The sequence below is a fragment of the Ramlibacter monticola genome (assembly GCF_016722785.1).
Taxonomy (GTDB): domain Bacteria; phylum Pseudomonadota; class Gammaproteobacteria; order Burkholderiales; family Burkholderiaceae_C; genus Ramlibacter; species Ramlibacter monticola.
In genome coordinates, this window is sequence record NZ_JAEQNE010000005.1 from 12,094 (window position 1) to 37,726 (window position 25,633).

Annotated in this window: 23 protein-coding genes and 1 tRNA gene; 10 read left to right on the forward strand and 14 right to left on the reverse strand. The window is 70.2% G+C overall.

Annotated features, from left to right (window positions below):
- Positions 1–98: 98 nt before the first annotated feature.
- From JJ685_RS18755 to JJ685_RS18775, 5 genes are all read right to left on the reverse strand, one after another.
- On the reverse strand, positions 99–488 hold the full coding sequence (locus JJ685_RS18755) for a response regulator (protein ID WP_201675865.1): 390 nt from the start codon (positions 486–488) through the stop codon (positions 99–101).
- 453 nt (positions 489–941) lie between these two features.
- Positions 942–1,031, reverse strand: a tRNA-Ser gene (locus tag JJ685_RS18760).
- A gap of 13 nt (positions 1,032–1,044) precedes the next feature.
- Positions 1,045–1,953, reverse strand: a complete 909-nt coding sequence (locus JJ685_RS18765; RefSeq protein ID WP_201675866.1) for an NAD(P)-dependent oxidoreductase — start codon at positions 1,951–1,953, stop codon at positions 1,045–1,047.
- A 347-nt stretch (positions 1,954–2,300) separates the two neighbouring features.
- A complete protein-coding gene (locus tag JJ685_RS18770) occupies positions 2,301–3,716 on the reverse strand; it encodes a DUF5666 domain-containing protein (RefSeq protein WP_201675867.1) in 1,416 nt (471 codons plus the stop codon).
- A complete protein-coding gene (locus JJ685_RS18775; protein WP_201675868.1) occupies positions 3,713–4,612 on the reverse strand; it encodes a DUF6502 family protein in 900 nt (299 codons plus the stop codon). The genes JJ685_RS18770 and JJ685_RS18775 overlap by 4 nt, the downstream gene beginning before the upstream one ends.
- Positions 4,613–4,755: 143 nt before the next feature.
- On the opposite strand from JJ685_RS18775, the gene JJ685_RS18780 reads away from it, so the two are divergent.
- Positions 4,756–6,633 carry a DUF5666 domain-containing protein gene (locus tag JJ685_RS18780; protein WP_201675869.1) on the forward strand — a complete coding sequence of 626 codons (1,878 nt, stop codon included), beginning with the start codon at positions 4,756–4,758 and terminating at the stop codon, positions 6,631–6,633.
- 78 nt (positions 6,634–6,711) lie between these two features.
- On the opposite strand, the gene hemW is transcribed toward JJ685_RS18780, so the two are convergent.
- The 5 genes from hemW to JJ685_RS18805 form a co-directional block, all read right to left on the reverse strand.
- On the reverse strand, positions 6,712–7,896 hold the full coding sequence (gene hemW, locus JJ685_RS18785; protein ID WP_201675870.1) for a radical SAM family heme chaperone HemW: 1,185 nt from the start codon (positions 7,894–7,896) through the stop codon (positions 6,712–6,714).
- Positions 7,897–7,901: 5 nt separating this feature from the next.
- Entirely contained in the window at positions 7,902–8,510 is a 609-nt protein-coding gene (gene rdgB / locus JJ685_RS18790; RefSeq protein WP_201675871.1) for an RdgB/HAM1 family non-canonical purine NTP pyrophosphatase, read from the reverse strand.
- A 2-nt stretch (positions 8,511–8,512) separates the two neighbouring features.
- On the reverse strand, positions 8,513–9,238 hold the full coding sequence (gene rph / locus JJ685_RS18795) for a ribonuclease PH (RefSeq protein WP_201675872.1): 726 nt from the start codon (positions 9,236–9,238) through the stop codon (positions 8,513–8,515).
- 630 nt (positions 9,239–9,868) lie between these two features.
- Positions 9,869–10,771, reverse strand: coding sequence for a PP2C family protein-serine/threonine phosphatase (locus tag JJ685_RS18800; protein ID WP_201675873.1), 903 nt, complete (start codon positions 10,769–10,771; stop codon positions 9,869–9,871).
- Entirely contained in the window at positions 10,768–11,763 is a 996-nt protein-coding gene (locus JJ685_RS18805) for a serine/threonine protein kinase (protein ID WP_201675874.1), read from the reverse strand. The genes JJ685_RS18800 and JJ685_RS18805 overlap by 4 nt, the downstream gene beginning before the upstream one ends.
- Before the next feature lie 79 nt (positions 11,764–11,842).
- On the opposite strand from JJ685_RS18805, the gene JJ685_RS18810 reads away from it, so the two are divergent.
- The 4 genes from JJ685_RS18810 to JJ685_RS18825 all read left to right on the forward strand — a co-directional run bounded on the left by JJ685_RS18810 (position 11,843) and on the right by JJ685_RS18825 (position 16,106).
- The gene (locus tag JJ685_RS18810; protein WP_201675875.1) at positions 11,843–12,763 is read left to right on the forward strand and encodes a YicC/YloC family endoribonuclease; all 921 of its coding nucleotides are present in this window, start codon (positions 11,843–11,845) and stop codon (positions 12,761–12,763) included.
- A gap of 106 nt (positions 12,764–12,869) precedes the next feature.
- A complete protein-coding gene (gmk, locus tag JJ685_RS18815; protein WP_201675876.1) occupies positions 12,870–13,490 on the forward strand; it encodes a guanylate kinase in 621 nt (206 codons plus the stop codon).
- An 18-nt stretch (positions 13,491–13,508) separates the two neighbouring features.
- Positions 13,509–13,712, forward strand: a complete 204-nt coding sequence (gene rpoZ, locus JJ685_RS18820; RefSeq protein ID WP_201675877.1) for a DNA-directed RNA polymerase subunit omega — start codon at positions 13,509–13,511, stop codon at positions 13,710–13,712.
- A gap of 111 nt (positions 13,713–13,823) precedes the next feature.
- Positions 13,824–16,106, forward strand: a complete 2,283-nt coding sequence (locus JJ685_RS18825; RefSeq protein WP_201675878.1) for a RelA/SpoT family protein — start codon at positions 13,824–13,826, stop codon at positions 16,104–16,106.
- A gap of 13 nt (positions 16,107–16,119) precedes the next feature.
- Here the strand turns inward: JJ685_RS18825 and greB are convergent, their stop codons facing one another.
- On the reverse strand, positions 16,120–16,692 hold the full coding sequence (gene greB / locus JJ685_RS18830; protein ID WP_201675879.1) for a transcription elongation factor GreB: 573 nt from the start codon (positions 16,690–16,692) through the stop codon (positions 16,120–16,122).
- Between the two features lie 150 nt (positions 16,693–16,842).
- On the opposite strand from greB, the gene JJ685_RS18835 reads away from it, so the two are divergent.
- The 4 genes from JJ685_RS18835 (at position 16,843) to JJ685_RS18850 (ending at position 19,971) form a co-directional block, all read left to right on the forward strand.
- Positions 16,843–17,301, forward strand: a complete 459-nt coding sequence (locus tag JJ685_RS18835; protein WP_201675880.1) for a hypothetical protein — start codon at positions 16,843–16,845, stop codon at positions 17,299–17,301.
- Positions 17,302–17,417: 116 nt separating this feature from the next.
- A complete protein-coding gene (locus JJ685_RS18840; RefSeq protein ID WP_201675881.1) occupies positions 17,418–17,669 on the forward strand; it encodes a hypothetical protein in 252 nt (83 codons plus the stop codon).
- Between the two features lie 92 nt (positions 17,670–17,761).
- Positions 17,762–18,916 carry a DNA topoisomerase IB gene (locus JJ685_RS18845; protein WP_201675882.1) on the forward strand — a complete coding sequence of 385 codons (1,155 nt, stop codon included), beginning with the start codon at positions 17,762–17,764 and terminating at the stop codon, positions 18,914–18,916.
- 92 nt (positions 18,917–19,008) lie between these two features.
- Complete coding sequence (locus tag JJ685_RS18850; protein WP_201675883.1) at positions 19,009–19,971, forward strand: Bug family tripartite tricarboxylate transporter substrate binding protein; 963 nt, start codon at positions 19,009–19,011, stop codon at positions 19,969–19,971.
- Between the two features lie 145 nt (positions 19,972–20,116).
- Here JJ685_RS18850 and JJ685_RS18855 read toward each other — a convergent pair whose 3' ends face one another.
- From JJ685_RS18855 to JJ685_RS18865, 3 genes are read right to left on the reverse strand one after another with little or no spacing between them, the layout of a single operon-like run.
- Entirely contained in the window at positions 20,117–22,252 is a 2,136-nt protein-coding gene (locus JJ685_RS18855; protein ID WP_201675884.1) for an amylo-alpha-1,6-glucosidase, read from the reverse strand.
- Positions 22,206–24,257: a malto-oligosyltrehalose trehalohydrolase gene (gene treZ / locus JJ685_RS18860; RefSeq protein ID WP_330901803.1), complete on the reverse strand. Its 2,052-nt coding sequence runs from the start codon at positions 24,255–24,257 to the stop codon at positions 22,206–22,208. The genes JJ685_RS18855 and treZ overlap by 47 nt, the downstream gene beginning before the upstream one ends.
- A 17-nt stretch (positions 24,258–24,274) precedes the next feature.
- The gene (locus JJ685_RS18865) at positions 24,275–24,481 is read right to left on the reverse strand and encodes a DUF6494 family protein (RefSeq protein WP_201675886.1); all 207 of its coding nucleotides are present in this window, start codon (positions 24,479–24,481) and stop codon (positions 24,275–24,277) included.
- Positions 24,482–24,593: 112 nt separating this feature from the next.
- Here JJ685_RS18865 and JJ685_RS18870 point away from each other — a divergent pair, with 112 nt between their 5' ends.
- Positions 24,594–25,628, forward strand: a complete 1,035-nt coding sequence (locus JJ685_RS18870) for an MBL fold metallo-hydrolase (RefSeq protein WP_201675887.1) — start codon at positions 24,594–24,596, stop codon at positions 25,626–25,628.
- Positions 25,629–25,633: the final 5 nt, after the last annotated feature.

Consider the following 25,633-nt stretch of genomic DNA (forward strand, 5'->3'; position numbering starts at 1 on the left):
CATTCGACGATGCCGCGATGGTCCGCGTCCACCGGACGCCACGGTGTAGGACGTCTTCAGTAGCTCGCATGGGCGAAGAACCCGATGCGAGCCGTCCCTCAGGCGGTTTCCGCGTGCACCACGCGTCCGGGGAAGGCCTGCAGGTAGGCGCGTAGTTCGCCGAACTGCGCCTTGGAGATCACGCCGTCGGCGCCCAGGTGGATGCAGCGCTTGCGCACTGCGGGCGAGACGAAGTCGCTGAACACCAGAACCGCGCCGCCCGGTACCTTGTTGCAGCGGCTCAGGAGTGTGAAGCCCGATCCTTCACCGAGCAGCAGGTCCAGGATCGCAAGGTCCCAGCCACCCTGGTGGCGGTAGAGCCAGTCGGTGGCGCTCGTTTCGCTGGCGGCGACCCCCACGAGCTCGAAGCCACCCACCGAATCGAGGAGGTCGGCGAGCAGGGCCTGCATGGGCCTCTGGTCCTCGACGAGAAAGACGCGAACTGCCATCCAATCCTCCGAAAGCGCATGCCCCGGCCGTCGCGCGGGGAAACTCCACGATGAAAGGGCGAAGCCGCCGATTTTGTGCGGGGCCAGTGGGGTCGGGTGTAGGACGGTGCCGACGTTGCCTTGTGCAAAGGCGGTCGCGTCGCGCCGGGTCAGCCGCGTCGTCGGCGCCAGTGCGCACTTGTCCTACAGCGAAATGTCGCGCTTTTCACATCCAATGTGCGTTCGATGAGTGAATCCCCGAACCCGCCCGGCGAGAAAGACGCTCTACCCGCACCCGCTGCCAGGCACGGCAACAGCGGCGAAGGGGCGGCGAGCGTGCTGCGGGAATTGATGCGCCAGCGCGGCGGGGATGCACCCGATCCGCCGGTGCGGTCCGAGCGGCCCCGGCCTGCGGATTCGAGCCCGCCGCGTTGAGGGGTGACGGGCGGCCGCCCCGGGGGGATGCACAAGCCCTGGCGGAAGCGGCGAGATTCGAACTCGCGGACGCCTTGCGACGTCGCCGGTTTTCAAGACCGGTGCATTCAACCGCTCTGCCACGCTTCCGGAAGGCGCGATTCTAAGTCCCCGACCCGGGCAGCAAGAAGCCGCCCTCCGCCAGCCACCACACGGGCAGCTGCGTGCAGTCGGCCGGATCCAGCCCACGCCGCGCCGCCCGCTCGAAGCTCGCCAGCGTCTCGGCCGTGAGCGGGAGCCTGCGGCCGTGCGCGCGGGCCTCGTCCAGCATCGCCGCCACGTCCTTGCGCATGGTCGCCACGTCCACCGTCACCGCGCCCGCCGCCGCGCCCGCCAGCGCCTGCGCGATCGTCGCGCCGCGCACCTTGAGCATGTTGGGCCCGCCGGACGAATCGGCCAGGATGTCGATCACGCGCTGCGGGTCCAGCTCGAGGGGCTGCACCAGCGACAGCGCCTCCCCGAGCGTCTGCCAGTACACCATCAGCGGCAGGTTCACCGCGAGCTTCATGGTCGCGCCGGCGCCGTGCGGCCCGACGTGCTCGACGCGCCTGCACAGCTGGTCCAGCAGAGGCCGCGCGCGGGCCACGTCCTGCGGGGCGCCGCCGACGAAGGCGAGCAGCTTGCCCTCCTGAGCCGGGCCCACGCTGCCCCCGACCGGGCATTCCAGGTAGGCCACGCCCGCCTCGGCGGCGCGGCGCGCCATCTCCCGCTGCGTCGCGGGCGGCACCGTGCTCATGTCGATGAAGAGCGTGCCGCCGCCGCGGTGCGTGAACAGGCCGTCGTCGCCGCTGTACACCTCGTCGAGCGCCGCGCCGTCGGTGAGCATCGAGACCACGACCTCGCTCGCCTGCGCCAGCGCGCGCGGCGTGGCGGCCCAGGCCAGGCCCTCCTGCAGCAGGGGCTGCGCCCGGGCGGGCGTGCGGTTCCAGACGCGGACTTCGTGTCCCTGGGACGCGAGGCGGCGGGCGATGGCGCTGCCCATCCTTCCGGTGCCGGCGATGCCGATGCGCATGCGGTCTCCTTGGCTCGAGCGGCGCATGCTAGTGTCCTGTCCCACAAATATCTAGGCTCTCGTTCGGTGCATGCGGGGATGATCGGTGGTTGGCCAGAGTGGGTCCAGCCTGGCCGGCTGGACCCACTCTGGACGACCGCCGAGGGCCCCGCATGCGCCGAACCCTCCGGGCTGCCCCGTATCGGGCCGCATGCCGCGTTGCGTGCACGGGTCAAGCCGGCCAGGCTTGACCCGCGCCCGCGCCTTGCCTGCGGCCCGATACGGGGCAGCGAGAGCCTAGATATTTGTGGGACAGGACACCACCGGTGCCGCCGCGGGTGCGCCCTCGGGACAAATCAGGATCCGCTTCAGCGGCCGCGGCCGGAGCCTGCGCCGTCGGAGCGTTCGTCGAGCTCGCGCACCTGCAGCCGGCTGCCGTCCCAGTAGCCGGTCGCGCGGACGCTGTCGCCCACGGCCGGCAGGGCGATGCCGGCGGGCAGCAGCAGTTCGACCGGCGGACCCTCGCGCGGCTGCAGGCGCGCGCTGCGGCTGGCCGCGTCCACCGACTGCACGGTGCCGCTCAGTTCGAGCACGGCGCGCTCCGGCGTGGCGCGGGGGAAGGTGACGCGGCGCGCGACGATGCCGGACGCCGTCTGCGTGCCCTGCACCTCCACGAAGGCGCCGACGAGGAGGTTCGCGACTCCGCCGCCTTCGAATTCGGCCGCCGTCGCATCGACCGCCTGGCCCCGCACCACGAAGCTGGCCGTGCCGGCGACGCTGGTGATGGACCCGCGCACCTGGGCGCTGCGCCCGCTGCCCGGCAGCGATTCGATGCGGTCCGCCTCGGCCCGGCGGCCGTCGCCGCCGCGCGAGCGGCCCTGCACGGTCAGGTAGCTGCCTTCGCGCACCTCCTCGCGCTGCGCAGGCGCCAGCGAGGATAGGTCGACCTCCACCCCCTGCACCACGGCGCGGCCGTCGGGCAGCAGGTGCACCGCGCCGCTCACACGCAGCGAAGACGCCGCCGCCGGCGCCAGCAGCGCCACCGCGAAGGGCTGCCAGCGGGCCGGCTCGGGCGCCGTCCACGGCAGCACGGCGATCACCGCGGTGCCGGCCGCCAGCGGCGGCGTGTTCGCGGTGCCGGAGAGGTCCAGCGGCCTGCCGGCGAGCAGCAGCCCGGTGCCGCTGCCCTGCTGCAGCGTGCCGGTCAGGCGCGCCGGCAGGGCCGCCACCGCCGGCAGCTTCTCGACCAGCGTGGCGCGCAGCAGCTCGCCGCCGCCGTCGCCGGCCTGCAGCACGCCGTACACCTGGACCGGGTCGCCCGAGCGCAGGTCGGCCAGCGTGCTGTAGCCGGAGAACACGGTGACGGGGCCGCGGCCCGGATCGGCGTTGATCGCCACCGGCTGGCCCCAGACGCTGAAGCGGCCCGTCGCCAGGTTGATGGCGAGCGCGGGGCCCACCAGCTGCGATTCGATGCGCACCCGCGAGGGCGTGCCCGCGGCATCCAGCTCCAGGTAGGCGTACTGGCCGATGCGCAGGTCGGCGGGCGAGAGGGGCGCGCTGTTCACCAGGTCCGGCCGCGTTTCCAGCAGCGCCCGGCTCTCGTCGAAGCGCGTGTCCTCCACGATGACGCTGCCCAGGCCCGTGACGGTGCCGGCGACGATGCCCGTGCCGCCGGTGCCCACCCCGCCGCCCTCGCTGCCGCCGAGGCCCACGACGCCCCCGCCGCCGCAGGCAGCCAGCAACAGCGCGAACACCACGGCCAGCAGGCGCTGCAACGGCTTCATGGTTCCTCCCCCCCTGGTATGTCCTGTTCCGGCTCCGGGGCCGGCTCCCATGGGCCGGACCAGAAGTAGCTGCCGAAGCGCACGCGGGCGCGCGCCTCGGGCAGTTCCCGGTCGGCCTCGTAGAGGCGCGTGGCCTCCTCGATCATCTGGGTGCGCATGCGCAGCCACAGCGTGCGCGCGAGCGCCTGCAGCCTGTGCGCCGAGGCGTCGGTGATGCCGGCGGCGAACACGCTCTGCTCCAGCGTGGGCACGCCGCCGAGGACGTTGGACACGGCGGCCCGCGCGTGATCGCCGAGGTTGCCGGCCAGCAGGTCGAGCGCCTCGCGCGATCCGGCCGGCGGCACGAAGTCGGCGTGCGCCGGCACCACCAGTTCGCCGCCGTCCTGGATCTCCACGGTGGCGATGCCGAGGCGGATCAGTTCCTGCAACACGGTGAACGGGTGGACGTCGAGCGTGACGGCCCGCACCAGCGAGTCGAAGGACGGGGCGGCGCCGGTGCGCGGCAGCGCGCGGGGCTTGCCGTCGGCCGTGAGGTAGTCGGCATCCGAAATCCAGCGCGCGAACACCCGCCCGCCCAGCGCCACCGGCCGCGCCGCGGCCGGCGCCCGGCCCGCCAGGCGCCAGTTGCGCACTTCCTTGCGGTGCACGCCACTGAGCGAGCTGATCGCCGAATCGGTGGTCGCATGCCCGGACTGTTCAATTTGTGCCACGGCCTCTTCGATGAAGAGTGCCTTCAGTTCGGAGGCCAGCCGCGGGTAGTCGAGCCCGCTTCGCAACAAAAGGCGGATCGTGGGCCGCAACACGGCCGCGACCGCCTGCGCCACGTCATCCGGTGGCAAGGGTGGCGCGGCGGAGGCTTCGCGCTCCAGCGCAACGATCTTGGGCTTGCGCGGCATCGGGCATTCTTGCCGGACCGCCGTGAATGGCGGCTCTGCAATCTTGCGAATAGTAACCTGCTGTCTGGTTGCATGGTAATTTTTCCCATGTAATTCTCCGCCTCGGACGCGGGAGGGATCCGCGTTCTCCAAAGGAGATGCACATGAGGAAATCGGAAGCCCGGGGCTGGGCGATGCGGCGCATCCTGCCGGTCGCGCTGGTGCTGGCCGTGGCGGCGGGCCTGAGCGCCTGCGGCGGCGGCGGGGGCGGCGGCGAGACGGGCGCGGCGCCCGCACCGGCCACGCCTGTCACGGCGACGGACACGACGATGTCGTCCGGCGTCATCACCGCCTTCGGCAGCGTGTTCGTCAACGGCCACCGCTTCCGCACCGAGCGCGCGCGCGTGATCGACGACGACACCGGCGCCGAGACCACCGGCGCGGCCGGCCTGGAGGTCGGCATGGTGGTGGACGTGAAGCACCGCGGCCGCGACGACCGGGACGAGGCCGAGGCCGACGAACTGCACGTCCACCCGCTGGCGCGCGGCTTCGTCGACGCCAAGGACGACGCCGCCGCCACCGTGACGGTCATGGGTCAGGTGGTGCAACTGAGCTCCGGCACCGGCTTCAGCGACCGCCGTGCCTGCGTCTCCGCCACCGTCAATCCCTGCGCGCCCATCATCTCCGCCGAGGGCCTGGTCGCCACCACCTCCGTGGCCGGCACCGCGACCACCACGACGACGCCGGGCAACTACGTGACGGTGAACGGCTTCCTGTTCGACAGCGCCAGCAGCGACATCGTCGCCACGCTGGTGTCCGTGAGCGACCCGCCCAGCGGCAACTCGCGGGCCAACTTCAAGGCCGAGGGCGTGGTCAGCGTGGTCACCACGGGCACGAGCACCGGCACCACCACCGGCACCGTGGGCACGACCACGGTGAGCATCAACGGCCTGACGCTGGACCTCTCCAAGGCCGTCTGCCGCGCGCGCGGCTCACCCGTCGACTGCGCGAGCGCGTTCGCGAACGGCGACATCGTGTCCGCCGGTTCCGCCACGGCGCCGGCATTGCCCGCCACCCTGCTCGTGGCCGACTTCGCCCGCAAGGTCAACAAGGTCCCGCTGGAGGAGGCCGGAGCCACGGTCGAAGTGGAAGGCATCGTCTCCTCGGTGAACGGGACGGCCAGCTTCGTCGTGCGCGGGATCGTGATCGATGTCGGCGGGCTGCCCGCCGGAACCCCGCTACCCAACGTGGGCGACGAGGTCCGGGTGATCGGCACGCTGGCCGCCGACGGCGCCAGCGTCCAGGCCACCAGCCTGCGGATCGAGGCCGAGGTCGAGGACGCCAAGCTGGCGCTGAAGGGCAACGTCACGGGGGTCACGCCGAGCGGCACCAACACCTTCCTGGTCACCGTGCTGGGGCAGGACGTGACGGTGGACGCGAATACCCGCCTGAAGGACGTGTCCGTCCGGGGCTGGGATCGCCGCGATCCGACGGCGAACCCGTTCAACATCACGACCTTCCAGACCTACCTGGCCGCCAGCGCATCGCAGACCGTCCTGGTGGTGGCCGAACGCCGCGCCGGCGCGCTGGTCGCCAAGTCGCTGACGATCCTGCCGGCCTCCACCGTCGCCGCCCTCGCCGGACGGGTCGACGCCACGCCGGCGCCGGTGAACAGCACCGTGACCGGAACGCCCACCGTGTTCTTCGTCGGCGGCGTCGAGGTGCACGCCGACCCGGCCGCCATCGTCAAGGTCGACAGGCGGGGAGCGACGACGCCGACGACCATCGCCGCGGGTGACCAGGTGGTGGTGACGGGCACGTTCGCGAACGACGTCCTCACGGTCGGTCCGGTCCCGAGCCGCGACAACCGCGTCATCAACCTGGGGCTCCTGCTCGATGACGACGACGACGACCGCGGCCGCGGCGGCAACAGCGGACCGGGCAACGGCAACGGCAACGGCAACGGCAACGGCAACGGCAACGGCAACGGCAACAGCGGCCGCGGCGGCGGCCACGATCGCCACGACCGCGGACTGTTCTGACCCTCGGGTCCCCCCGTGCGCTCCCGCGCCCGGGGTGGAGTCTCTTGCACAGGCCCTTCGGGGCCTGCTTTTTTTGCTTCAGTCGAGGAACAGCGACTGCAGGTCCGACAGGAAATCGAAGCCGCGCTCCGTCGGCTTCACGCGCGCCAGCTCGCGCGCGACCAGGCCCTTGGCCTCCGCTTCCCGCAGCGGCCGTTCGATCGCCGACAGCGGCAGGCCCGTGCGGTCGATGAAGTCCTGCGGCGCGAAGCCGTCCTTCAGCCGCAGCGCGTTGAGCATGAACTCGAAGGGCAGGCCGGAGCGCGGCACCTCCTCGTCCTGCGCGACCGCGTCGCCGGCCAGCGCGCCGTCCATGTAGAGCTTCGGCTCGCGCCTGCGCACCTGCCGCGTCACGCGGTGGGGAAAACTGAGCTTGCTGTGCGCGCCGGCGCCTATGCCCAGGTAGTCGCCGAAGGTCCAGTAGTTGAAGTTGTGCCAGCAGCGGTGCCCCGGCTTGGCGTACGCGGACACCTCGTAGCGCGCCAGTCCCGCCGCCGTGGTCATCTCGGTGATGCGATCGAGCATGGCGTAGGCCAGGTCGTCCGGCGGCGTGGCCGGCGGGAACTTCGCGAAGTAGGTGTTGGGCTCGATGGTGAGGTGGTAGACCGACAGGTGCGGCGGCATCAGCGCCAGCGCCTGCGTCACGTCGGCCTCGAGCTGCGCCAGCGTCTGCCCGGGCAGCGCGTACATCAGGTCGAGGTTGAAGGTCTCGAAGCTGGCGGCGGCTTCCTCCACCGCGGCGATGGCCTGCCGGCTGTCGTGCACGCGGCCCAGCGCGCGCAGCTTGGCGTCGTCGAAACTCTGCACGCCCACCGACAGGCGCGTCACGCCGGCGGCGCGGAAGGCCTTGAAGCGGTCCTTCTCGAAGGTGCCGGGATTCGCTTCCAGCGTGATCTCGCACTCGGGCACCAGGTTCAGCCGCGCGCGCACGTCCGACAGCAGGCGGGCAATGCCGTCCGGCGTGAACAGGCTCGGCGTGCCGCCGCCGATGAAGATGCTGTGCACCTGCCGGCCCCAGATCAGGGGCAGGGCCGCTTCCAGGTCGGCGCGCAGGGCGTCGAGGTAGCGTTGCTCGGGCAGCTCCGAGGGTCGCATCTCATGGGAGTTGAAGTCGCAGTACGGGCACTTCTTCAGGCACCAGGGCAGGTGCACATAGAGCGACAGGGGCGGCAGCGCCGGCAGCTGCAGCATGCCGGGGCGCATGTAGTGCGCGAGGTCCTTCATGGGGCTCAGAGCCAGCGCTCGCGAATCAGCTCCACCATCTGGCGCGCGGCCTTGCCGCGGTGGCTGTTCGCGTTCTTCACCTCCGGCGGCAGCTGCGCGAAGGTCTGCCCGAAGGCGGGGATGAACATGACGGGGTCGAAGCCGAAGCCGTGGCTTCCCGCGGGCTCCCGCGCGATCTGGCCGGGCGCGCGGCCCACCGCGATCAGGGGCTCGGGATCCAGCGGCGTGCGCACCGCCACCAGCGTGCTGACCAGGGCGGCGCGGCGGTCGGCCACGTCGCGCATCTGTTCCAGCAGCGCCTTCACGTTGTTGTCGTCGCCCTTCGGGTAGCCGAACTGCGTGGCGTAATAGGCCGTGTCGACACCGGGCAGGCCGCCGAAGGCCTCGACGCACAGGCCCGCATCGTCGGCGATCGCGGGCAGCCCGGTGTGCTGCGCCGCGTTGCGGGCCTTGGCCAGCGCGTTCTCGACGAAGGTGCGGTGCGGCTCCTCGGCCTCCGGCACGCCGAGCTCGCCCTGGCGCACCAGCGCGATGCCCAGCGGCGCGAACATGGCCTGCAGTTCGGCGAGCTTGCCCATGTTGTTGGAGGCCAGGACGATGCGCTCGACCTTCATGGTCAGACCCCCAGCGCCTGCCGCTGCAGGCCCACCAGTTCGGAGATGCCCTTTTCGGCCAGGCGCAGCAGTTCGTCCATCTCGGCGCGGGTGAAGGCGACGCCTTCGGCCGTGCCCTGCACTTCGACGTAGTGGCCGGCGCCGGTCATCACGATGTTCATGTCGGTGTCGCAGGCGACGTCCTCGACGTATTCCAGGTCCAGCAGGGGCGTGCCCTCCACGATGCCCACGGAGATCGCCGCGACCGGTCCGAGGACCGGCGACTCGGCCAGCGTGCCGGCGGCCAGCAGCTTGCCGACCGCGTCCTGCGCCGCCACGAAGGCGCCCGTGATGGCAGCGGTGCGGGTGCCGCCGTCGGCCTGCAGCACGTCGCAGTCGAGGGTGATGGTGCGTTCGCCCAGCTTCTTGAGGTCGAACACGGCGCGCAGGGAGCGGCCGATCAGGCGCTGGATCTCCTGGGTGCGGCCGCTCTGCTTGCCGCGGGCCGCTTCGCGGTCGCCGCGGGTGTGGGTGGCGCGCGGCAGCATGCCGTATTCGGCGGTCACCCAGCCCTCGCCGCTGCCGCGCTTGTGCGGCGGCACCTTCTCCTCGACCGAGGCGGTGCACAGCACGCGCGTGTTGCCGAACTCGATCAGGACCGAGCCTTCGGCATGGATGGTGAAGCCGCGCGTGATGCGGACAGGACGGAGCTGGTCGGGGGCGCGGCCGCCGGGGCGTTGGAAAGTCATGGGGAAAGGAAGCTGGGGGATCCGGAATTGTGCCTTGCGGGGAGCACGGCGGCAGGACAGGCCGGTTTCGTCATTCCGGCGGGGGCGGGAATGGAGGCGGGTCGAGTTGCGTCGGATCCGGAAGGTTACACCGCTGGTCCGGACCCCAATTTCCGTTGCCCCCGGGGCCGGACCAGGATGGGACAGTCCGCCTCTGCGACTGTCCCCCGGCGCGGATGAGTGCCCCGCCCCGGGCGATGGCCGCGCCCGCGCCTCCTCCTTTATGTCGCCGAGGCGGACTGTCCCATCCTGGTCCTGCGCTGCGCCATCGGAAAGCGCGCATCCTCCGCGCAGCACTGAGCATGCGTGCGGCAATCTCGATCGAAGCCGCTGCGCCCGAACCCGCACGCCGCAGGATCAGACCGGGACTGTTCGGCTCAGCGACATAAAGGAGGAGGCGCGGGCGCGGCGTCCACTCGGGGCGCGTCTCTCATCCGCGCCGGGGGACAGTCGCTGAGACGAACAGTCCCGGTCTGATCCGGCAAGAAGGCCGCTCGCGTCCGACAGCAGCGCCAAATCCGGGACGTGGCCACGCGCGCCCTCTGGACCCCGCCCGCGCAGGGTTGGACGACCCTCGCGCAGGAAGACGGATCAGGCCTTCTTCGCCGCGCTGCGCCGGATCGCCTCGTTGATCTCCGCGATCGAACGTTCGATCGCGGCGTCGTCGAGGTCGTCCACCAGCGTGTCGAGCACGCCGGCCTGGATGGTCGAGGCGAAGACGCCGTCGCTGATGCTGTCGGTCGAGATGCCACGGGTGGACTCGAAGCTGTCCGGCGTCTCCCACTCCAGCGCGATCACGGTCACGTTGTCCGAGTGCTCGCCGCCGTTGCGCAGGGCGCTCTCCACCAGGTCCGGCACGGCCTCGGCCACGGGCTTGGCGCTGAGCTCGCGCACGATGTCCTTGTCTTCCAGGCTGCCCCACAGGCCGTCCGAGCACAGCAGGATCTTGTCGCCCTCCTGCAGCTGCACGGGGCCGGTGACGTCGAACACCGGCTTGGTCGGCGAGCCGAGGCAGGTGAACAGGATGTTGCGGTTGATCCGGTCCATGCGGATCACGCCGGCGTTCTGCTGTTCGAGATACGAGTGGTCGCGGGTGCGGGTGAGCAGTTCGCCGCCGCGCACGACGTACAACCGGGAATCGCCGCAGTGCACCCACGTCGCGTGCGTGCCCTGCACGATGGACGCCACCAGGGTGGTGCGCGGCGTGTCGAGCATGCCCTTTTCGCTGGCGTAGCGGATGATCTGGTGGTGCGCCGCCATGAGCGCCACCGACAGGAACTCCGCCACGTCCTTGACCGTGGGGCGGGCTTCCTTCTGGTACAGCGCGGAAATGGTCTGCAGCGCGAGCTGGGCCGCGACCTCGCCCTCCGGATGGCCGCCCATGCCGTCGGCGAGCAGGAACAGGCCCGACTCGCGCGTGTAGCAATAGCCCATGCGGTCTTCGTTCTTTTCACGGCCGCCCTTGCGGCTGACCTGGAAGACCGAGAATTTCACCGTGTTTTGGCTCCGATGCCGGTGCGCTTTTTCGTGTCGCTCACCATGTTGTCGAATTGAAGGCGCATCTTCTCACCGACCGACAGCTTGGTGTAGCGCCGTTCGCCCTCTCGGCTGAGCTCCTTCTGCAGCGCGAACACCGACTGCGGCCGCGACAGCGGATCCAGCGACATGCACCATTCGACCACCTCGATCAGGTTGTCGGAATACACGCCGCGCAGGCGGGAGAGTGCGAGCGACAGGCGGTCCTTTTCCAGCCGCTGCGGCGCGTCGTTCGGGGGATAGCCCTGCATGCAGGCGTAGATGCAGGCGCCGATGGCGTAGATGTCCGTCCAGGGGCCCATCGAGGAGTCGCGGCGGTACATCTCGGGCGCCGCGAAGCCGGGGGTGTACATGGGCCGGATGAAGTTGCCTTCCTTGGACAGCACTTCGCGCGCGGCGCCGAAGTCGATCATCACCGCGCGGTTGTCGTCGGTGATGAAGATGTTGGCGGGCTTGATGTCCAGGTGCAACATCTTGTGCTGGTGCACGATGCGCAAGCCGCGCAGGATCTCGTCGAACAGCGAGCGGATCGTGGACTCGCGGAAGACCTTCTGCTTCTTCAGCTCGCGCGCGGTGATGATGAAATCCTGCAGGGTGGCGCCCTCCAGGTAGTTCATCACCATGTAGACGGTTTCGTTCTCGCGGAAGAAATTCAGCACGCTCACCACCGAGGAGTGGGAGATCTGCGCGAGCGAACGGCCTTCTTCGAAGAAGCTCTTGAGGCCCAGCCGGTAGAGCGACAGCTTCTCGGGCGCCACCTGCGGCAGCAGCTCGCCCGGGGGGCGGGTAGCGAGGGAGGAAGGCAGGTATTCCTTGATCGCGACCTGCTGGCCCTCGTTGTCGACGGCCAGGTAAACCACCCCGAAGCCGCCTGCGGAAAGCTTGCGCACCACCCGATAGCCACCGATCACGGTGTCCGGCGGCAAGGGGGCTGGTTTGAGCTTTGACATAATTTGAAGATTGTTGGGGCCTGCCGCAGGCCCGGTCTATCCTCGAAATCCCCGCAACGAACTTCAAAGAAAACTTCGCATGCCAGTTTACAGCATGACCGGCTACGCCTCGGCGCAGCACAGCCCGGGCAGCGCCCCAGCCGGCCAGGAAGGCACCAGGCCTTCGGCGGGCATGCGCCTGGGGCTCGAGATCCGCTCCGTCAACAGCCGCTTCCTGGACCTGTCCTTCCGCCTCGGGGAAGAACTGCGCGCCCACGAACCCGCCCTGCGCGAGCTGATCTCGGGCCGCATCAAGCGAGGCAAGGTCGAAGTGCGGGCCGGCGTCGAGGGCGCCGCCGCCGACGCGGTGCGCGAGCCGACCCTGCGCGTGCTGCAGCGCCTCGGCGCGGTGCAGGACACGGTGCGCACCTGGCTGCCCGATGCGCAGGCCCTCTCGGTCGGCGAGATCCTGCGCCTGGCTTCGGCCGACGACGGCGGCAGCACGGACTGGGGCGAGCCGCTGCTGGCTCTCGCCACGCAGGTCCTGGGCGACCTGGTCGCCGCGCGCGAGCGCGAAGGCGGCCGGCTGGCGAAGATGCTCCTGAGCCACCTGGCGCAGCTGCGCGGGCTCGCGGAGCAGGCCCGGCCGCTGATCCCGCAACTGGTGGAGCAGCAGCGCCAGCGCTTCCTGGAACGCTGGAAGGAAGCGATGGCACTCACGGAGGGCGCGGCCACCCCCGAGGCGGCGCAGGACCGCGCGCTGACCGAAGCCACCGCCTTCGCGATCCGCATCGACGTCGCCGAGGAGCTCACGCGCCTGGCCGCGCACCTCGACGAGATCGAGCGGCTGGTGAAGAAGGGCGGCGAGATCGGCAAGCGGCTGGACTTCCTGATCCAGGAACTGCACCGCGAGGCGAACACCCTGGGCTCGAAGTCCGCCGCGCTGGAGCTGACCCGGATCTCGGTCGACATGAAGGTCCTGATCGAGCAGATGCGCGAGCAGGTCCAGAACCTCGAGTGAAAAAAGGCCCCCACGCTCCCCCACTGCGTGTGGGTCGCTGCCCCCCGAGGGGGCTGGCCCGCCTTGGGGCGGCCCGGCGGCGGGCCGGCGTCAATTAACATCGCGCATGGACTACCCCGGCAACCTCTTCGTCGTCGCCGCCCCGAGCGGGGCCGGCAAATCCAGCCTGGTCAAGGCCCTGCTCGAACTCGATTCGCACGTCCTGCCCTCGGTATCGCACACCACCCGCGCGCCGCGCGGCCAGGAAAAGCACGGGCGGGAATACTTCTTCGTCTCGGAAGCCGAGTTCGACCAGATGGTGCAGGCCGACGCCTTCGTGGAGTGGGCGCACGTGCACGGCCGGCGCTACGGCACCTCCAAGAAGGCGATCGAGGACCGCATCGCCCACGGCTCCGACGTGATCCTCGAGATCGACTGGCAAGGCGCCCTGCAGATCCGGCGGATCTTCGCCAACGCGGTGCTGGTGTTCATCCTGCCGCCCAGCTGGGACGAACTGCGCTCCCGCCTGGAGCGGCGCGGCGAGGACAGCGCCGAAGTGATCGAAACCCGACTGGCGAACGCGGCCACCGAGCTGGCGCAGGCGAAGGAATTCGATTTCGTTATAATCAACGAGTTATTTGAGCGCGCGCTTTTCGACCTGAAAGCGATCGTGCATTCGCAGCGGCTGAAATACCTGTGCCAGCGCCGCGCCCGCGCCGAGACGTTCACCGCCTTGGGGCTCCCCTGACACCCCCGGAGAGATGAGATGGCCCGAATCACCGTCGAAGATTGCCTCGAGCGAATCCCCAACCGTTTCCAGCTGGTGCTGGCCGCGACCTACCGCGCCCGCATGCTGAGCCAGGGCCACGCGCCCAAGATCGAGAGCAAGAACAAACCGGGCGTGACCGCCCTGCGCGAGATCGCCGAAGGCAAGATCGGCCTCGAGATGCTGAAAAAAGTCCCGGGCTGAGGCCAGCGCCCTCCCTGGCCATGGCCCCCCGCCGCCTCAATAACGCCCCCGCCGGGGGCGTTATTCATTCGGTGGCGCCGGAAGAAGCGGCCCGCAGGCTACATTAAGGCCATGAGCGCGGTGCTCCAGCCGACCTCGGGCAGCGGCAAACGGCCCAGCAGTCCGATCCTCCCCTCCCCTGCCGCGGCGAACGCCGCCGCGGCCAGCTTTGCCGCTCTCACGGCCCGGCTCGACTACCTGGACCCGTCCGAAGTCGACCTGGTCCGCAAGGCCTACCGCTTCGCCGACGAGTCGCACCTGGGCCAGATGCGCGCCAGCGGCGAGCCCTACATCACCCACCCGATCGCAGTCGCCGCGCAGTGCGCCGAGTGGAAGCTCGATGCGCAGGCGCTGATGGCGGCGCTGCTGCACGACGCGATGGAGGACTGCGGCGTCACCAAGCCGCAGCTGATCGAGCGCTTCGGCGTCGTCGTCGCCGACCTGGTGGACGGGCTCACCAAGCTGGACAAGCTGCAGTTCAACACGCGCGAGGAAACGCAGGCCGAGTCCTTCCGCAAGATGCTGCTGGCCATGGCGCGCGACGTGCGCGTCATCCTCGTCAAGCTCGCCGACCGCAGCCACAACATGCGCACGCTGGAAGACGTGCCGCGCGAGAAGTGGAACCGGATCGCCGGCGAGACGCTGGACATCTACGCACCCATTGCGCACCGGCTGGGCCTCAACAACAGCTACCGCGAGCTGCAGGAGCTGTCGTTCCGCTACCTCAAGCCGTGGCGCTACGCGGTGCTGTCCAAGGCGGTCTCCAGGGCGCGCAGCCGGCGCCGCGACCTGATCCAGAAGGTGCACCGCGACGTCGAGAACGCCTTCGCCGCGGGCGGCCTCGAGGTGCGCATCGGCGGGCGCGAGAAGACGCTCTACTCCATCTACAAGAAGATGGACGAGAAGCACCTGTCCTTCGCCCAGGTGACGGACATCTACGGCTTCCGCATCATCGTGCCCACGGTGACGGACTGCTATACCGCCCTCGGCGTGCTGCACCAGCTGTACAAGCCGGTGCCGGGCCGCTTCAAGGACCACATCGCGATCCCGAAGATCAACGGCTACCAGTCGCTGCACACGACGCTGGTGGGCCCGTCGGGCGTCAACGTCGAATTCCAGCTGCGCACGGAAGCCATGCACCTGGTGGCCGAGTCCGGCGTGGCGGCCCACTGGCTGTACAAGGCCAGCGTGCCGAGGGAAGAAAACACGGAGCGGCTGGGCACCAAGTGGCTGCAGTCGCTGCTGGACATCCAGAGCGAGACGCGGGACGCCGCGGAATTCTGGGACCACGTCAAGATCGACCTGTTCCCGGACGCGGTCTACGTCTTCACGCCCAAGAGCCAGATCCTCGCCCTGCCGCGCGGCGCCACGGTGGTGGACTTCGCCTATGCGATCCACTCCGACGTGGGCGACCACACGGTGGCCGCCCGCATCAACGGCGCCCAGGTGCCGCTGCGCACCGAGCTGAAGAACGGCGACGTGGTGGAAGTGGTGACGGCGCCGGTGTCCACGCCCAACCCGGCCTGGCTCGGATTCGTGCGCACGGGGCGCGCCCGCTCCAAGATCCGGCACCACCTGAAGACCCTGGCGCAGGCCGAATCGCAGCAGCTGGGCGAGAAGCTGCTGGCGCAGGCGCTGCGCGCCGAGGGCATGGAGCGCCTGCCCCCGGACGACGAGACCTACCACGGCACCTGGGAGAAGCTGCTGCGCTTCACCGGCAACAAGAGCCGCGCGGAGCTGCTGACCGACCTGGGCCTGGGCAAGCGCATCGCCGGCATCGTGGCCAAGCGGCTGATGACGCTGCTGACGGAGCTGGGCGAGAAGCCCGATGCCTTGCTGATCAGCCGCGAGCGCTTCACGGCGCACGAGCACGTGTCGCAGGGCGGGCTGACGCTGGACGGCAGCGAGAATGCCTCGGTGCAGTTCGCCAGCTGCTGCCGGCCGGTGCCGGGCGATACGATCCTCGGCTACCTGGGGCGCGGCGAGGGCCTGGTCGTCCACACCACCGACTGCACGGTGGCCAAGCGCCTGCAGAACAAGGATTCCGAGCGCTTCATCGGTGTCGAGTGGGCCGACGAGCCGGTGCGGCCCTTCGAGACCGGCATCCTGGTCACGGTGGCCAATGGCAAGGGCGCGCTGGCCCGGGTGGCGGCGGCGCTGGCCAACGCGGAGGCCGACATCACCCACGTCGACATGGACGACGAGCGCGCGCAGGACGCGACCGACCTGCGCTTCGTGGTGTCCGTGCGCGATCGCCCGCACCTCGAATCGGTGCTGCGCAACCTGAAGCGCACGCATTCGGTGATGAACGCGCAGCGGATCCGCCCGGGCGGGACGGACCCGCGGACGATCTAGGCCCGGCCACGGGTCAGTGCGTCGCCTGGCTCTGCGCCGGATACTCCACCCGCAGGATCTCGATCTCCTTCGCCCCCGCCGGCGTCACCAGCTTCACCACGTCCCCTTCCCGCGCCTTCAGCAGCGCGCGGGCGATCGGGGAGATCCAGCTGACCTGGCCGTGCGCGCTGTCGGCCTCGTCGATGCCGAGGATGGTCACGGTGCGCTCCACCCCGGTGTCTTCCTCCGCGTAGGTCACCGTGGCCCCGAAGAACACCTGGTCGTGCCCGTGGTGCAGCGACGGGTCCGTCACCTCGGCGATCTCCAGCCGCTTGGTCAGGAAGCGGATGCGGCGGTCGATCTCGCGCAGCCGCTTCTTGCCGTAAAGGTAGTCGCCGTTCTCCGAACGGTCGCCATTGCTCGCCGCCCAGTGCACCACGTCGACCACCTTGGGCCGCTCGTCGTCGATCAGCTGCAGCAGTTCGGCCCGCAGCCGCGCGTAGCCCTGGGGGGTGATGTAGTTCTTGCCGCCGGCCGGCAGCGGGGGCAGGCCGCCGCCTTCCTCGTCGTCGTCGCTGTCGGTCTCGCGCGTGAACGCCTTGCTCATGGGCCGAAGAATAGCGGTCGCGAGGAAAAAACAAGCGCGGTATTTCGCAAAGATGCGCCTCAACTTTCCCGGTCCAGCTTCATCAGGCGCCAACATCGACCTTCCTAGAATGTCCTGCACGCCGCGATGCGCGGCATTCGGCAGTCTTCCGTGAGCACCCCTACCGCCATCGACCTGTTTCCCGCCGCCACGGGCGTTCCCACGCGCCGCCGGCCACTCGTGGCCGTGCTGCCCTTCACGCCCGGTGAAGAGGAGCCCTCGCTTCGCCTGCTGGGCAACGACATTGCCGACCTGCTGCGCGAGCGGCTCGCGCAGGACCCGGCATTGCAGGCCATCCTGATCAGCTCCGACTTCCTGTCCAAGGCGCCGCCGCACGCCCTGGAGCTGATCTGCCGCGAGCTGCGCATCGGCTTCCTGGTCGCCGGCCATTGCCACGCCGGCGACCCGGCCTCGCTCTACATCGAACTCACCGACACGCGCGACCGGCACGTGCGCTGGGCCCGCTTCTTCCGCGGCACGGCCCACACGCTGCTGGCGCCGGACGGCGCCGAGATGAGCAAGGTCGTCGCCCACCTGCGGCGCGAGCTGGTGGAGCATCCCCGCCGTTGAGGGGCAACCCTTAGGCCAAACGCGGGAAACCCGGGCGGGGGCTTCCCCTTTATGGGGGATGTTGTCGCGTCCACGTCATTCCTAGGATGACCTTTCAGAGAGGACGGGCACAAGACATGGCCAGCTATTTCGTTGCCTACCACGCGTCCCCCTTCGGCGAGGTCGCGGTGCACGACCGGGTCCGGTGCCCGCCCGGCTGCTTCCTGCGGGAAGGCACCACGGAATACCTGGGTGAGTTCCTGGACGCCGCCCAGGCCGTGGCCGTCGCCCGCCTGCGCTACGCGCACGCGCGCGGCTGCCGCGAGTGCGAACCGGCCCGGGCGCCGGCGCCGCTGCTGCCGCTCGCCATGCCCACGGCGCCCGCGTAAGCCGCCCCCGGCCGCACCCCAGCCGGCCTGCGGGAAGCGTCGAACCCGTCCTACGTCAGCAGTTCGAGGGCCGCTCCGATACTGGAAGCGGCATGCATTCCACCGCCGTCGAATCGCTGCGCGAGCCGCCCACCCCCAGCCCCGCCGACCCGAGGGAAGCTGCGGAGTCGGCCGGCCTCGTCTACGTGACCGACGAGGACCGCGGCATCCGGCGCGAGCGCAAGGGCGACGCCTTCGAATACCTGCGCCCCGGCGGCGAGCGGCTGCGCGACGAGGCCTCGCTGGAGCGCATCCGCAAGCTCGCGATCCCGCCGGCCTGGACCGAGGTGTGGATCTGCAACCGCGCCAACGGCCACCTGCAGGCCACCGGCCGCGACGCTCGGGGGCGCAAGCAGTACCGCTACCACCCCCAGTTCCGCGAGGTGCGCGAATCCACCAAGTACGAGCACATGCTCGAATTCGCGCAGGCCCTGCCGGCGATCCGCGGCCGGCTGGCCGAGCACATGGCGCTGCGCGGGCTGCCGCGCGAGAAGGTGCTGGCCACCGTGGTCCACCTGCTGGAGACCACGCTGATCCGCGTCGGCAACGACGACTATGCCCGGGAGAACCGCAGCTACGGCCTCACCACGCTGCGCAACCCGCACGTGAAGGTCGAGGGCTCGGAGCTGCGCTTCCAGTTCAAGGGCAAGAGCGGCAAGACCTGGCGGCTGCAGGTGAAGGACCGGCGCATCGCGAAGATCGTGCGGGCCTGCCAGGACCTGCCGGGCCAGCGGCTGTTCCAGTACCTGGACGAGCAAGGCGAAGTCCGCGAGGTGACCTCGGCGGACGTCAACGCCTACCTGCGCGAGGTCACCGGCAGCGACATCACCGCCAAGGACTTCCGCACTTGGGCCGGCACGGTGATGGCGGCGCTGGCCCTGCGGGAATGCGAGGCGGTCGACACCAAGGCGACGCAGAAGAAGAACATCAGGCAGGCCATCGAGCGGGTGGCGGAGCGGCTGGGGAACACGCCGACGATCTGCCGCAAGTGCTACGTCCACCCCGAGGTGCTCAACGCCTACGTCGAAGGCAATCTCCTGCTGGAGATCGGCGGCCGCGTGGACGAGCTCGCCGCCCTCAAGCCCGAGGAGGCGGCGGTGCTGGCGCTGTTGCAGGGACGCTTGCGGCGCACGCTCGGCGATGCGCTGCAGGACAGCCTCGCGGCCGTGAAGAAGAGGAAGACGCGCCGGCGCACGGCGAAGGCCTGAACGCCGCGCCCGCATCCGGGTTGCTCCAGGCTTGACACGCCGCCGCCCGCGGGCGCAACGTGCGCGCGTTCGCCGCGGAAAGGAGCGCTTCCATGCACCGCTTCGTCGCCCTCGCTCGCGTCCTGCTCGTCGCCTGCTGCCTGCTCGGCCACGGCGCCTTCGCCCAGTACCCCGGCAAGCCGATCCGCCTCGTCGTGCCCTTCCCGCCCGGCGGCTCGGCCGACGTGGTGGCGCGCTCGGTGGCGCAGGCCCTGGGCCAGGGGCTCGGGCAGTCGGTGGTGGTGGAGAACAAGGCCGGCGCGGACGGCATCATCGCCGGCGAGGCGGTCATGAAGGCGGCCCCCGACGGCTACACGCTGCTGCTGGCCACCAATACCGGTTTCAATGCCGCGCCGGTGCTGCACAAGGCGGTGCCCTACAACCCGGTGACGGACTTCACGCCGGTGGGCAAGGTCGGCAACTTCGGCTTCTTCGTGTTCGTCAACGACGCGGTGCCGGCCCGCAACCTCGCGCAGCTGATCGACTACGCGCGGGCGAACCCGGGCAAGGTGAGCTACGGTTCGGGCAACAGCACGAGCATCATCGCGACCGCGCGGCTCGCGCAGCAGGCGAAAGTGAACATGGTCCACGTGCCCTACAAGGGCGATGCGCCGCTGACGATGGACCTGCTGGCGGGTCGCGTGCAGATGGCGATCGCCACCGGCACGCTGCTGCCGCATGTGAAGGAAGGCAAGCTGCGCGTGCTGGCGACGCTGCTGCCGCAGCGCGCCGGGCTGTTGCCGGAGGTGCCGACGCTGCCCGAGGCGGGCGCGGAGCAGATCCCCATGACGCCCTGGGCCGGCGTGTTCGGCCCCGCGAAGATGCCGCGCGAGATCGTCGACCGGCTGGCACGCGAACTGGCGCGCGCGCTGGCCCAGCCGGAGGTGAAGGCGCAACTGGAGGCGGTGGCGTTCCAGCCGCAGGGGTCGAGCGCGGACGAACTGGCGGCGATGCTGAGGGACCAGATCGAGATCTGGGCGAAGGCGGGGAAGGAAGCGGGCATCACGCCGCAGTGAGCTTCCCTCGCCTGCTCAGTACGCCGCCCGGGATCCCGCCGGCGCTTCCGGCGTGCCGAGGAACTCCGAGGCCAGCTTGCGCGCTGCCGCCGCGTACATCAGCACGTCCACCCACGGCCACGAAGGTCCGCCGGCCCGGTGATCACTATGCGTGGACGGCCGCTGCCGACCACGACGACGCAGCTGCTTCAGTGTCTGCGGCAGGCTGCTGCTGCGGCGACCGCTGCTGTTGCCGCTCCCGCGCGTGCCGGCACTTCACCAGGATCCGCAGCACCTCGGCGACGCTCCACGCCTGCGCGACGCAGCCGCGCGGCGTGAACGGCGGCTCGGCGTCGAAGATCTCGCTGATCGAGCCGATGCAGGCCTCTCCCAGGTGGGCGGCGAAGCCGTCGATCAGGTGCTCGATGCCGCGGAAGTCCTCCGGGTGCACCTTCAGCCAGGCGTCGGCGAAGGGCCCCGCCAGCCAGCCCCACACCGTGCCCTGGTGGTAGGCCGCGTCGCGGGCGCGCAGGTCGCCGTCGTAGTTGGGCTTGTAGTCCGGGTGGCCCGGCGCCAGCGAGCGCAAGCCCACCGGCGTGACCAGCAGGCGCTGGGCCACATCCAGCACGCTGCGCCAGCGCTGCGGGTCGAGCACGGGATGGGGCAGCCCGATCGCGAACACCTGGTTGGGCCGGATCGCCGCGTCGTCGCCACCCTCCCCGTCGACGACGTCGTAGAGGCAGCCGGTCTGCGGGTTCCAGAAGCGCTGGTTGAAGCTTTCGTAGACCCGCTGCGCGTGCTGCGCCATCTGCTGCGCGTGCGGCTCCTGCCCTTCCTCGCGCAGCCAGCGCTCCATCAGCCGCAGCGCGTTGTAGAACAGCGCGTTCAGCTCCACCGCCTTGCCGCGCCGCGGCGTCACCACCCAGCCTTCCACCTTGGCGTCCATCCAGGTGAGCTGGTAACCCTCGGCGCCCTGGCGCAGCAGGCCGTCGCGCTGGTCCACGCCGATGTTGAAGCGCGTTCCGCGCAGGTGGTGCTCGATGATGGAGCAGAAGGTCGGGATCGCGTGGCGCAGCGTGAGGCGGTCGCCCGTGGCCTGCACGTAGCGGTCCATGGCGTGGAAGAACCACAGCGTGGCGTCGGCCGTGTGGTACAGGCCTTCGTTCTGCCCCTCGGGGAACATGTTGGGGATCAGGCCGTCCTTCACGTAGTGCAGGAAGGTGCGCAGGATGTAGCCCGCTTCGGCGTGGCGCCCGGTGGCCAGCGTCAGGCCTTCCAGGCTGATCATGGTGTCGCGGCCCCAGTCGGTGAACCAGTGGTAGCCGGCGATCACCGTGCGGGCCTGGTCGCCTTCGGCCAGGGCACGGGCGGCATCGGCCTGGCGGCTGAAGGGCGCGATGATGAACTGGTCGGCGGCCAGCACGAGTTCGGCGGCGCGGCCGTCGCGTGCGGCCGGGTCGGCCCGCTCGATCAGCTTTTCGCGCCGCGCGTGTTCGGCCACCCGCGCCTGCTGCGGCGTGAGCGCGTGGATCGTGTCCCAGCTCTCGGTGGAGGCCACCAGGGTGCATTCCTCGCCCGGGTTCAGCTCGGCGCGGAAGCGCCCCGGCGTCCACACCCGCCCGCGCGCCGCGTAGCCGCGCGCCGCCTCCACGCGGTAGAAGAACTCCTCGAAGTTGCCGCCTTCGAGCACCAGCTGCGCGTCGCGACCGAGCAGCGTCATGCGCAGCGGCGGCAGCTGCGGGTTCGTCTCGGAGTGCACCTCGAAGCGGTTGCTCAGCACGTGCAGCCGGCAGGGATCGTCATAGGACTCCTCCACCGGGTTCTCGTGGCCGCGGAAGTGCAGCCGGGGCCGCAGGATCAGGCGCACGCCGTGATTGCCGCCGTTCATGCGGTAGTTCAGGTGCACGGTGTTCTGGCCGTAGGGGAGCACGATGCGCTTCTCGACCACCGCATCGCCGACGTGGTAGGTCCACACCGGCAGGCCCATCTCGAGCCGGAACTCGGTCAGGATCTCCGGCAGCTCGTAGGGCCGCTCGGGCCGCTCGTCGCCGGCCAGGCGGATGGTGCGGCGGTCCGGCAGCCGGACCCATTCGCCGCAGTGACTGAGCATCACCGTGCGGCCGATGGGCGTGGGCAGCGCGGCGATCAGCAGGCCGTGGTAGCGGCGCGTGGCCACGCCCGCGATCGAGCCGGAGGCGTAGCCGCCCAGGCCATTGGTCACGAGCCATTCGCGCGTCAGCAGGCGTTCGGGATGCTCATTGCTCCCCGCCCAGGGCATCTTGTTCAGGATGGCTTCGGCCATCGTCCTTCTCCATGCGATGAGGTACGAGTACGGCGAGCGCGTGCGCCGGCAGCCGCCAGCCGTGCTCGCCATCGGGTTCGATCATTCCGTTGCCGCCGTAGCGCGGGTCCTCGCTGTGCCACAGCAGCTTCCAGCCCATGCCGGCCGGCGGCGCCAGCAGGGGCTCGGGCATCGGATACAGCGGCAGCGTGGCGCCGAGGTTCACCAGCAGCAGGCGGTCGTCGCCCGCGTCGCCGAAGAAGCGCAGCAGGAAAGCTTCCGGCGCCAGCACCGCGCCGTGCATGCGCTGCGCGTCGCAGCGCGAGAACACCGGGTCCTCGCGGCGCAACCGCAGCAGCTCGCGGTGCAGGCGCACGGCATCCGCATGGCGTTCTCGTTCGGCGTGGTCCAGCTTGCATCGACGGAAGGTTTCTTCTTCGGCGGGCAGTGCGAGCAGCTTGCCACCTTCTTCGCTCGCGATGTTGGGGAACTGGGTCATGAACTCCTGCCGGCCCTTGCGGATGAGGCGGTCGAGTTCGTCCTCGTGGCGCGCGAAGTAGAGGAAGGGTGTACTGGCCGCGAATTCCTGGCCCTGGAACAGCAGGGGCGTGCCGGGCGTGAGCAGCGTCAGCGCGGTCAACGCGCGATAGCGGCCCGGCGTGGTCAGCTGGTGCAGCCGCTGGCCGCGCGCGCTGTTGGCCACCTGGTCGTGGTTCTGCAGGAACTGGATGAAGGCGGTGGCCGGCAGGTCCAGCGCCGGATGGCCGCGCCGCTGCTTCTGCCATTGGTACCACTGGCCCTGGTAGAGGAAGCCCCACTTCAGCGCCGAGATCAGCTCCTGCGGCGTGCCGCGCGTCTCCGAGTAGTAGGCCTCGCAGGCGCCGGTGGCCGCCACGACCGCGCTGTGGTGGAAGTCGTCGTTCCACATCGCGTCCAGGCCGTGGCCGCCGCGCTCCACCGGGCGCGCGATCTCCGCGTGCTGCGGCTCGTTCTCTGCGCACAGGTACACGCTGCGCCTGCCGGCCGCCGCGCGGGCGCGCCGCGCCACCTCCGCGACGATGTGGGTCTCGCTCGCGTCGAACAGGCACTGCGTCGCGTCGAGTCGCAGGCCGTCGAAGTGGAACTCGCGGATCCAGTACTCGGCGTTGCAGGCGAAGAACTCGCGCACCGGGCCGCTTTCCGCGCCGTCGAAGTTGATCGCCTCGCCCCACTCGTTCTTGTAGCGCTTGCTGATGTAGTGCGGCGAGAAGTGCGCGAGGTAGTTGCCGCTCGGGCCGAAGTGGTTGTAGACCACGTCGAGGATCACCCCGAGGCCGAGCCCGTGGGCGCGGTCCACGAAGTGCCGCAGTTCGTCCGGCGTGCCGTACAGGCGCGTCGGCGCGAACAGGTTGACACCGTCGTAGCCCCAGCCGAAGGGACCGTTGAACTCATTGACCGGCATCAGTTCCAGCACGGTGATGCCCAGGTCGCGCAGGAATTCGAGATGCGTTTCCGCCGCCGCGTAGGTGCCTTCGGGCGTGAAGGTGCCGATGTGCATCTCGTAGAGCACCTGGCCTTTCGCATCCACGCCCGGCCAGTCCGCGTCGCCCCATTCGTAGGCGTCCAGCGCGACGACTTCCGAGGGCCCGTGCGGACCCTCCGGCTGCCAGCGCGACGCTGGATCGGGGAAGGCCTCCTGGCCGTCCAGCCGGTAACGGTAGCGCGCGCCCGGCCGGGCCTGCTCCACCAGGGCGGAGAAGTAGCCGTCGCCCTCGTGCCGCAGCGGCGTGGCGGGCGCGGCGTCCCTGCCGTCGAAGACGACGTCCACCTCGCGCGCGGCGGGCGCCCACACGCGGCAATGGGTGCCGGCGCCTGGCCGGTATTCCGCTCCGATGGGAAGACGACGTCTTGCTGTTGTTGTCACTGCGAACACTGCGAGATCGAGGCATTGTGCAATCCCGAAGCGCTGCCGTGGGGGAGCCCCCGTGTCGGCGGTTCCCGCAGGCTCATGCAGGACGGTTCGCGCAGCACCGCAACCGTGCGGCACCGGCCCGGCGGCGCACCCTACTGCAGCCGGATCTCGCCGTCGAAGTGCACCTGCAGCTTCACGCCCGGGATTTCGAGCGTCATCTTGGCCGGGAAGCTCTCGCTGCCGGAGATGGCGCCCTCCTGCAGGGCCTTGGCAACGGCCTGTTCGATCTCCCGTTGCGAGCTCACGCCGACCATCTTGAGGAACTTGCGCAGGCTGATGTTGAAGGCTTCGTCGTCCATGCCGGTCTCCATTGGGGCGAGAGTGCATGATGAACCGAAACGGCCCTGCCCGGAGCGAGGGGCTTCCGGCCGGCCCGCTGCAGCGCGGCGGCGCGTGGGGCAAACTCTGCAGATGCTCTACGAATCGCTGCAGTACCCGCAAGCCGTCCCCGAACCCGGCCGGTTCACCACCGTCGCACCCGGGGTGCACTGGATCCGGCTGCCGATGCCCTTCCGCCTGAACCACATCAACGTGTGGGGCCTCGAGGACGGCGACGGCTGGACCCTGGTCGACACGGGCGTGCGCACCGAGGAAACCACGGCCGCGTGGCAGCAGCTGCTGGCCGCGCCGCCCTTCGACGGGCCGCTCAAGCGCATCGTCGTCACGCACATGCACCCGGACCACATCGGCATGGCGGGCTGGCTGTCGCGCAAGTCGGGCGCTCGCCTCTGGATCTCGCGCCTGGAGTACCTGGCCTGCCGCGTGCTGGTGTCCGACACCAGCCGCGACGCGCCGCCCGACGCGCTGCGCTTCTTCCAGCAGGCGGGCTGGAGCACCGACGCGGTGGACGAGTACCGCGCGCGCTTCGGAAACTTCGGCAAGAACATCCACGCGCTGCCGGACAGCTTCCGGCGCATCGTGGACCGCGAAACCATCCGCATCGGCCGCTACGACTGGGAAGTGGTGGCCGGCAAGGGCCACTCGCCGGAGCATTCCTGCCTCTACAGCCGCGAGCTGAAGCTGCTGATCTCCGGAGACCAGGTGTTGCCGAAGATCTCGTCCAACGTCTCGGTGCACCCCATCGAGCCGGACGCGAACCCGATGGCCGACTGGCTCGACTCGCTCACGGTGCTGGAGCAGCGCGTGCCCGACGACGTGCTGGTGCTGCCCGCGCACAACGAGTGCTTCCACGGCCTGCATGCGCGCATCGCGCAGCTGCGCGAAGGCCACGCCAGCTCCTTCGCCCGCCTGCGCGAAGTGCTGCGGGAACCGAGGCGCGTGCCCGACACCTTCGAGGCGCTGTTCAAGCGCCCGATCCGCGAGCCCGACGGCCACGTGTTCGCAATGGCGACGGGCGAGGCGGTCGCCTGCCTCAACTACCTGATGGACACGGGCGAGGTGCGCAAGGAACTGCGCGACGGCGTGGCCTGGTATTCGATCGCCTGAGCGCG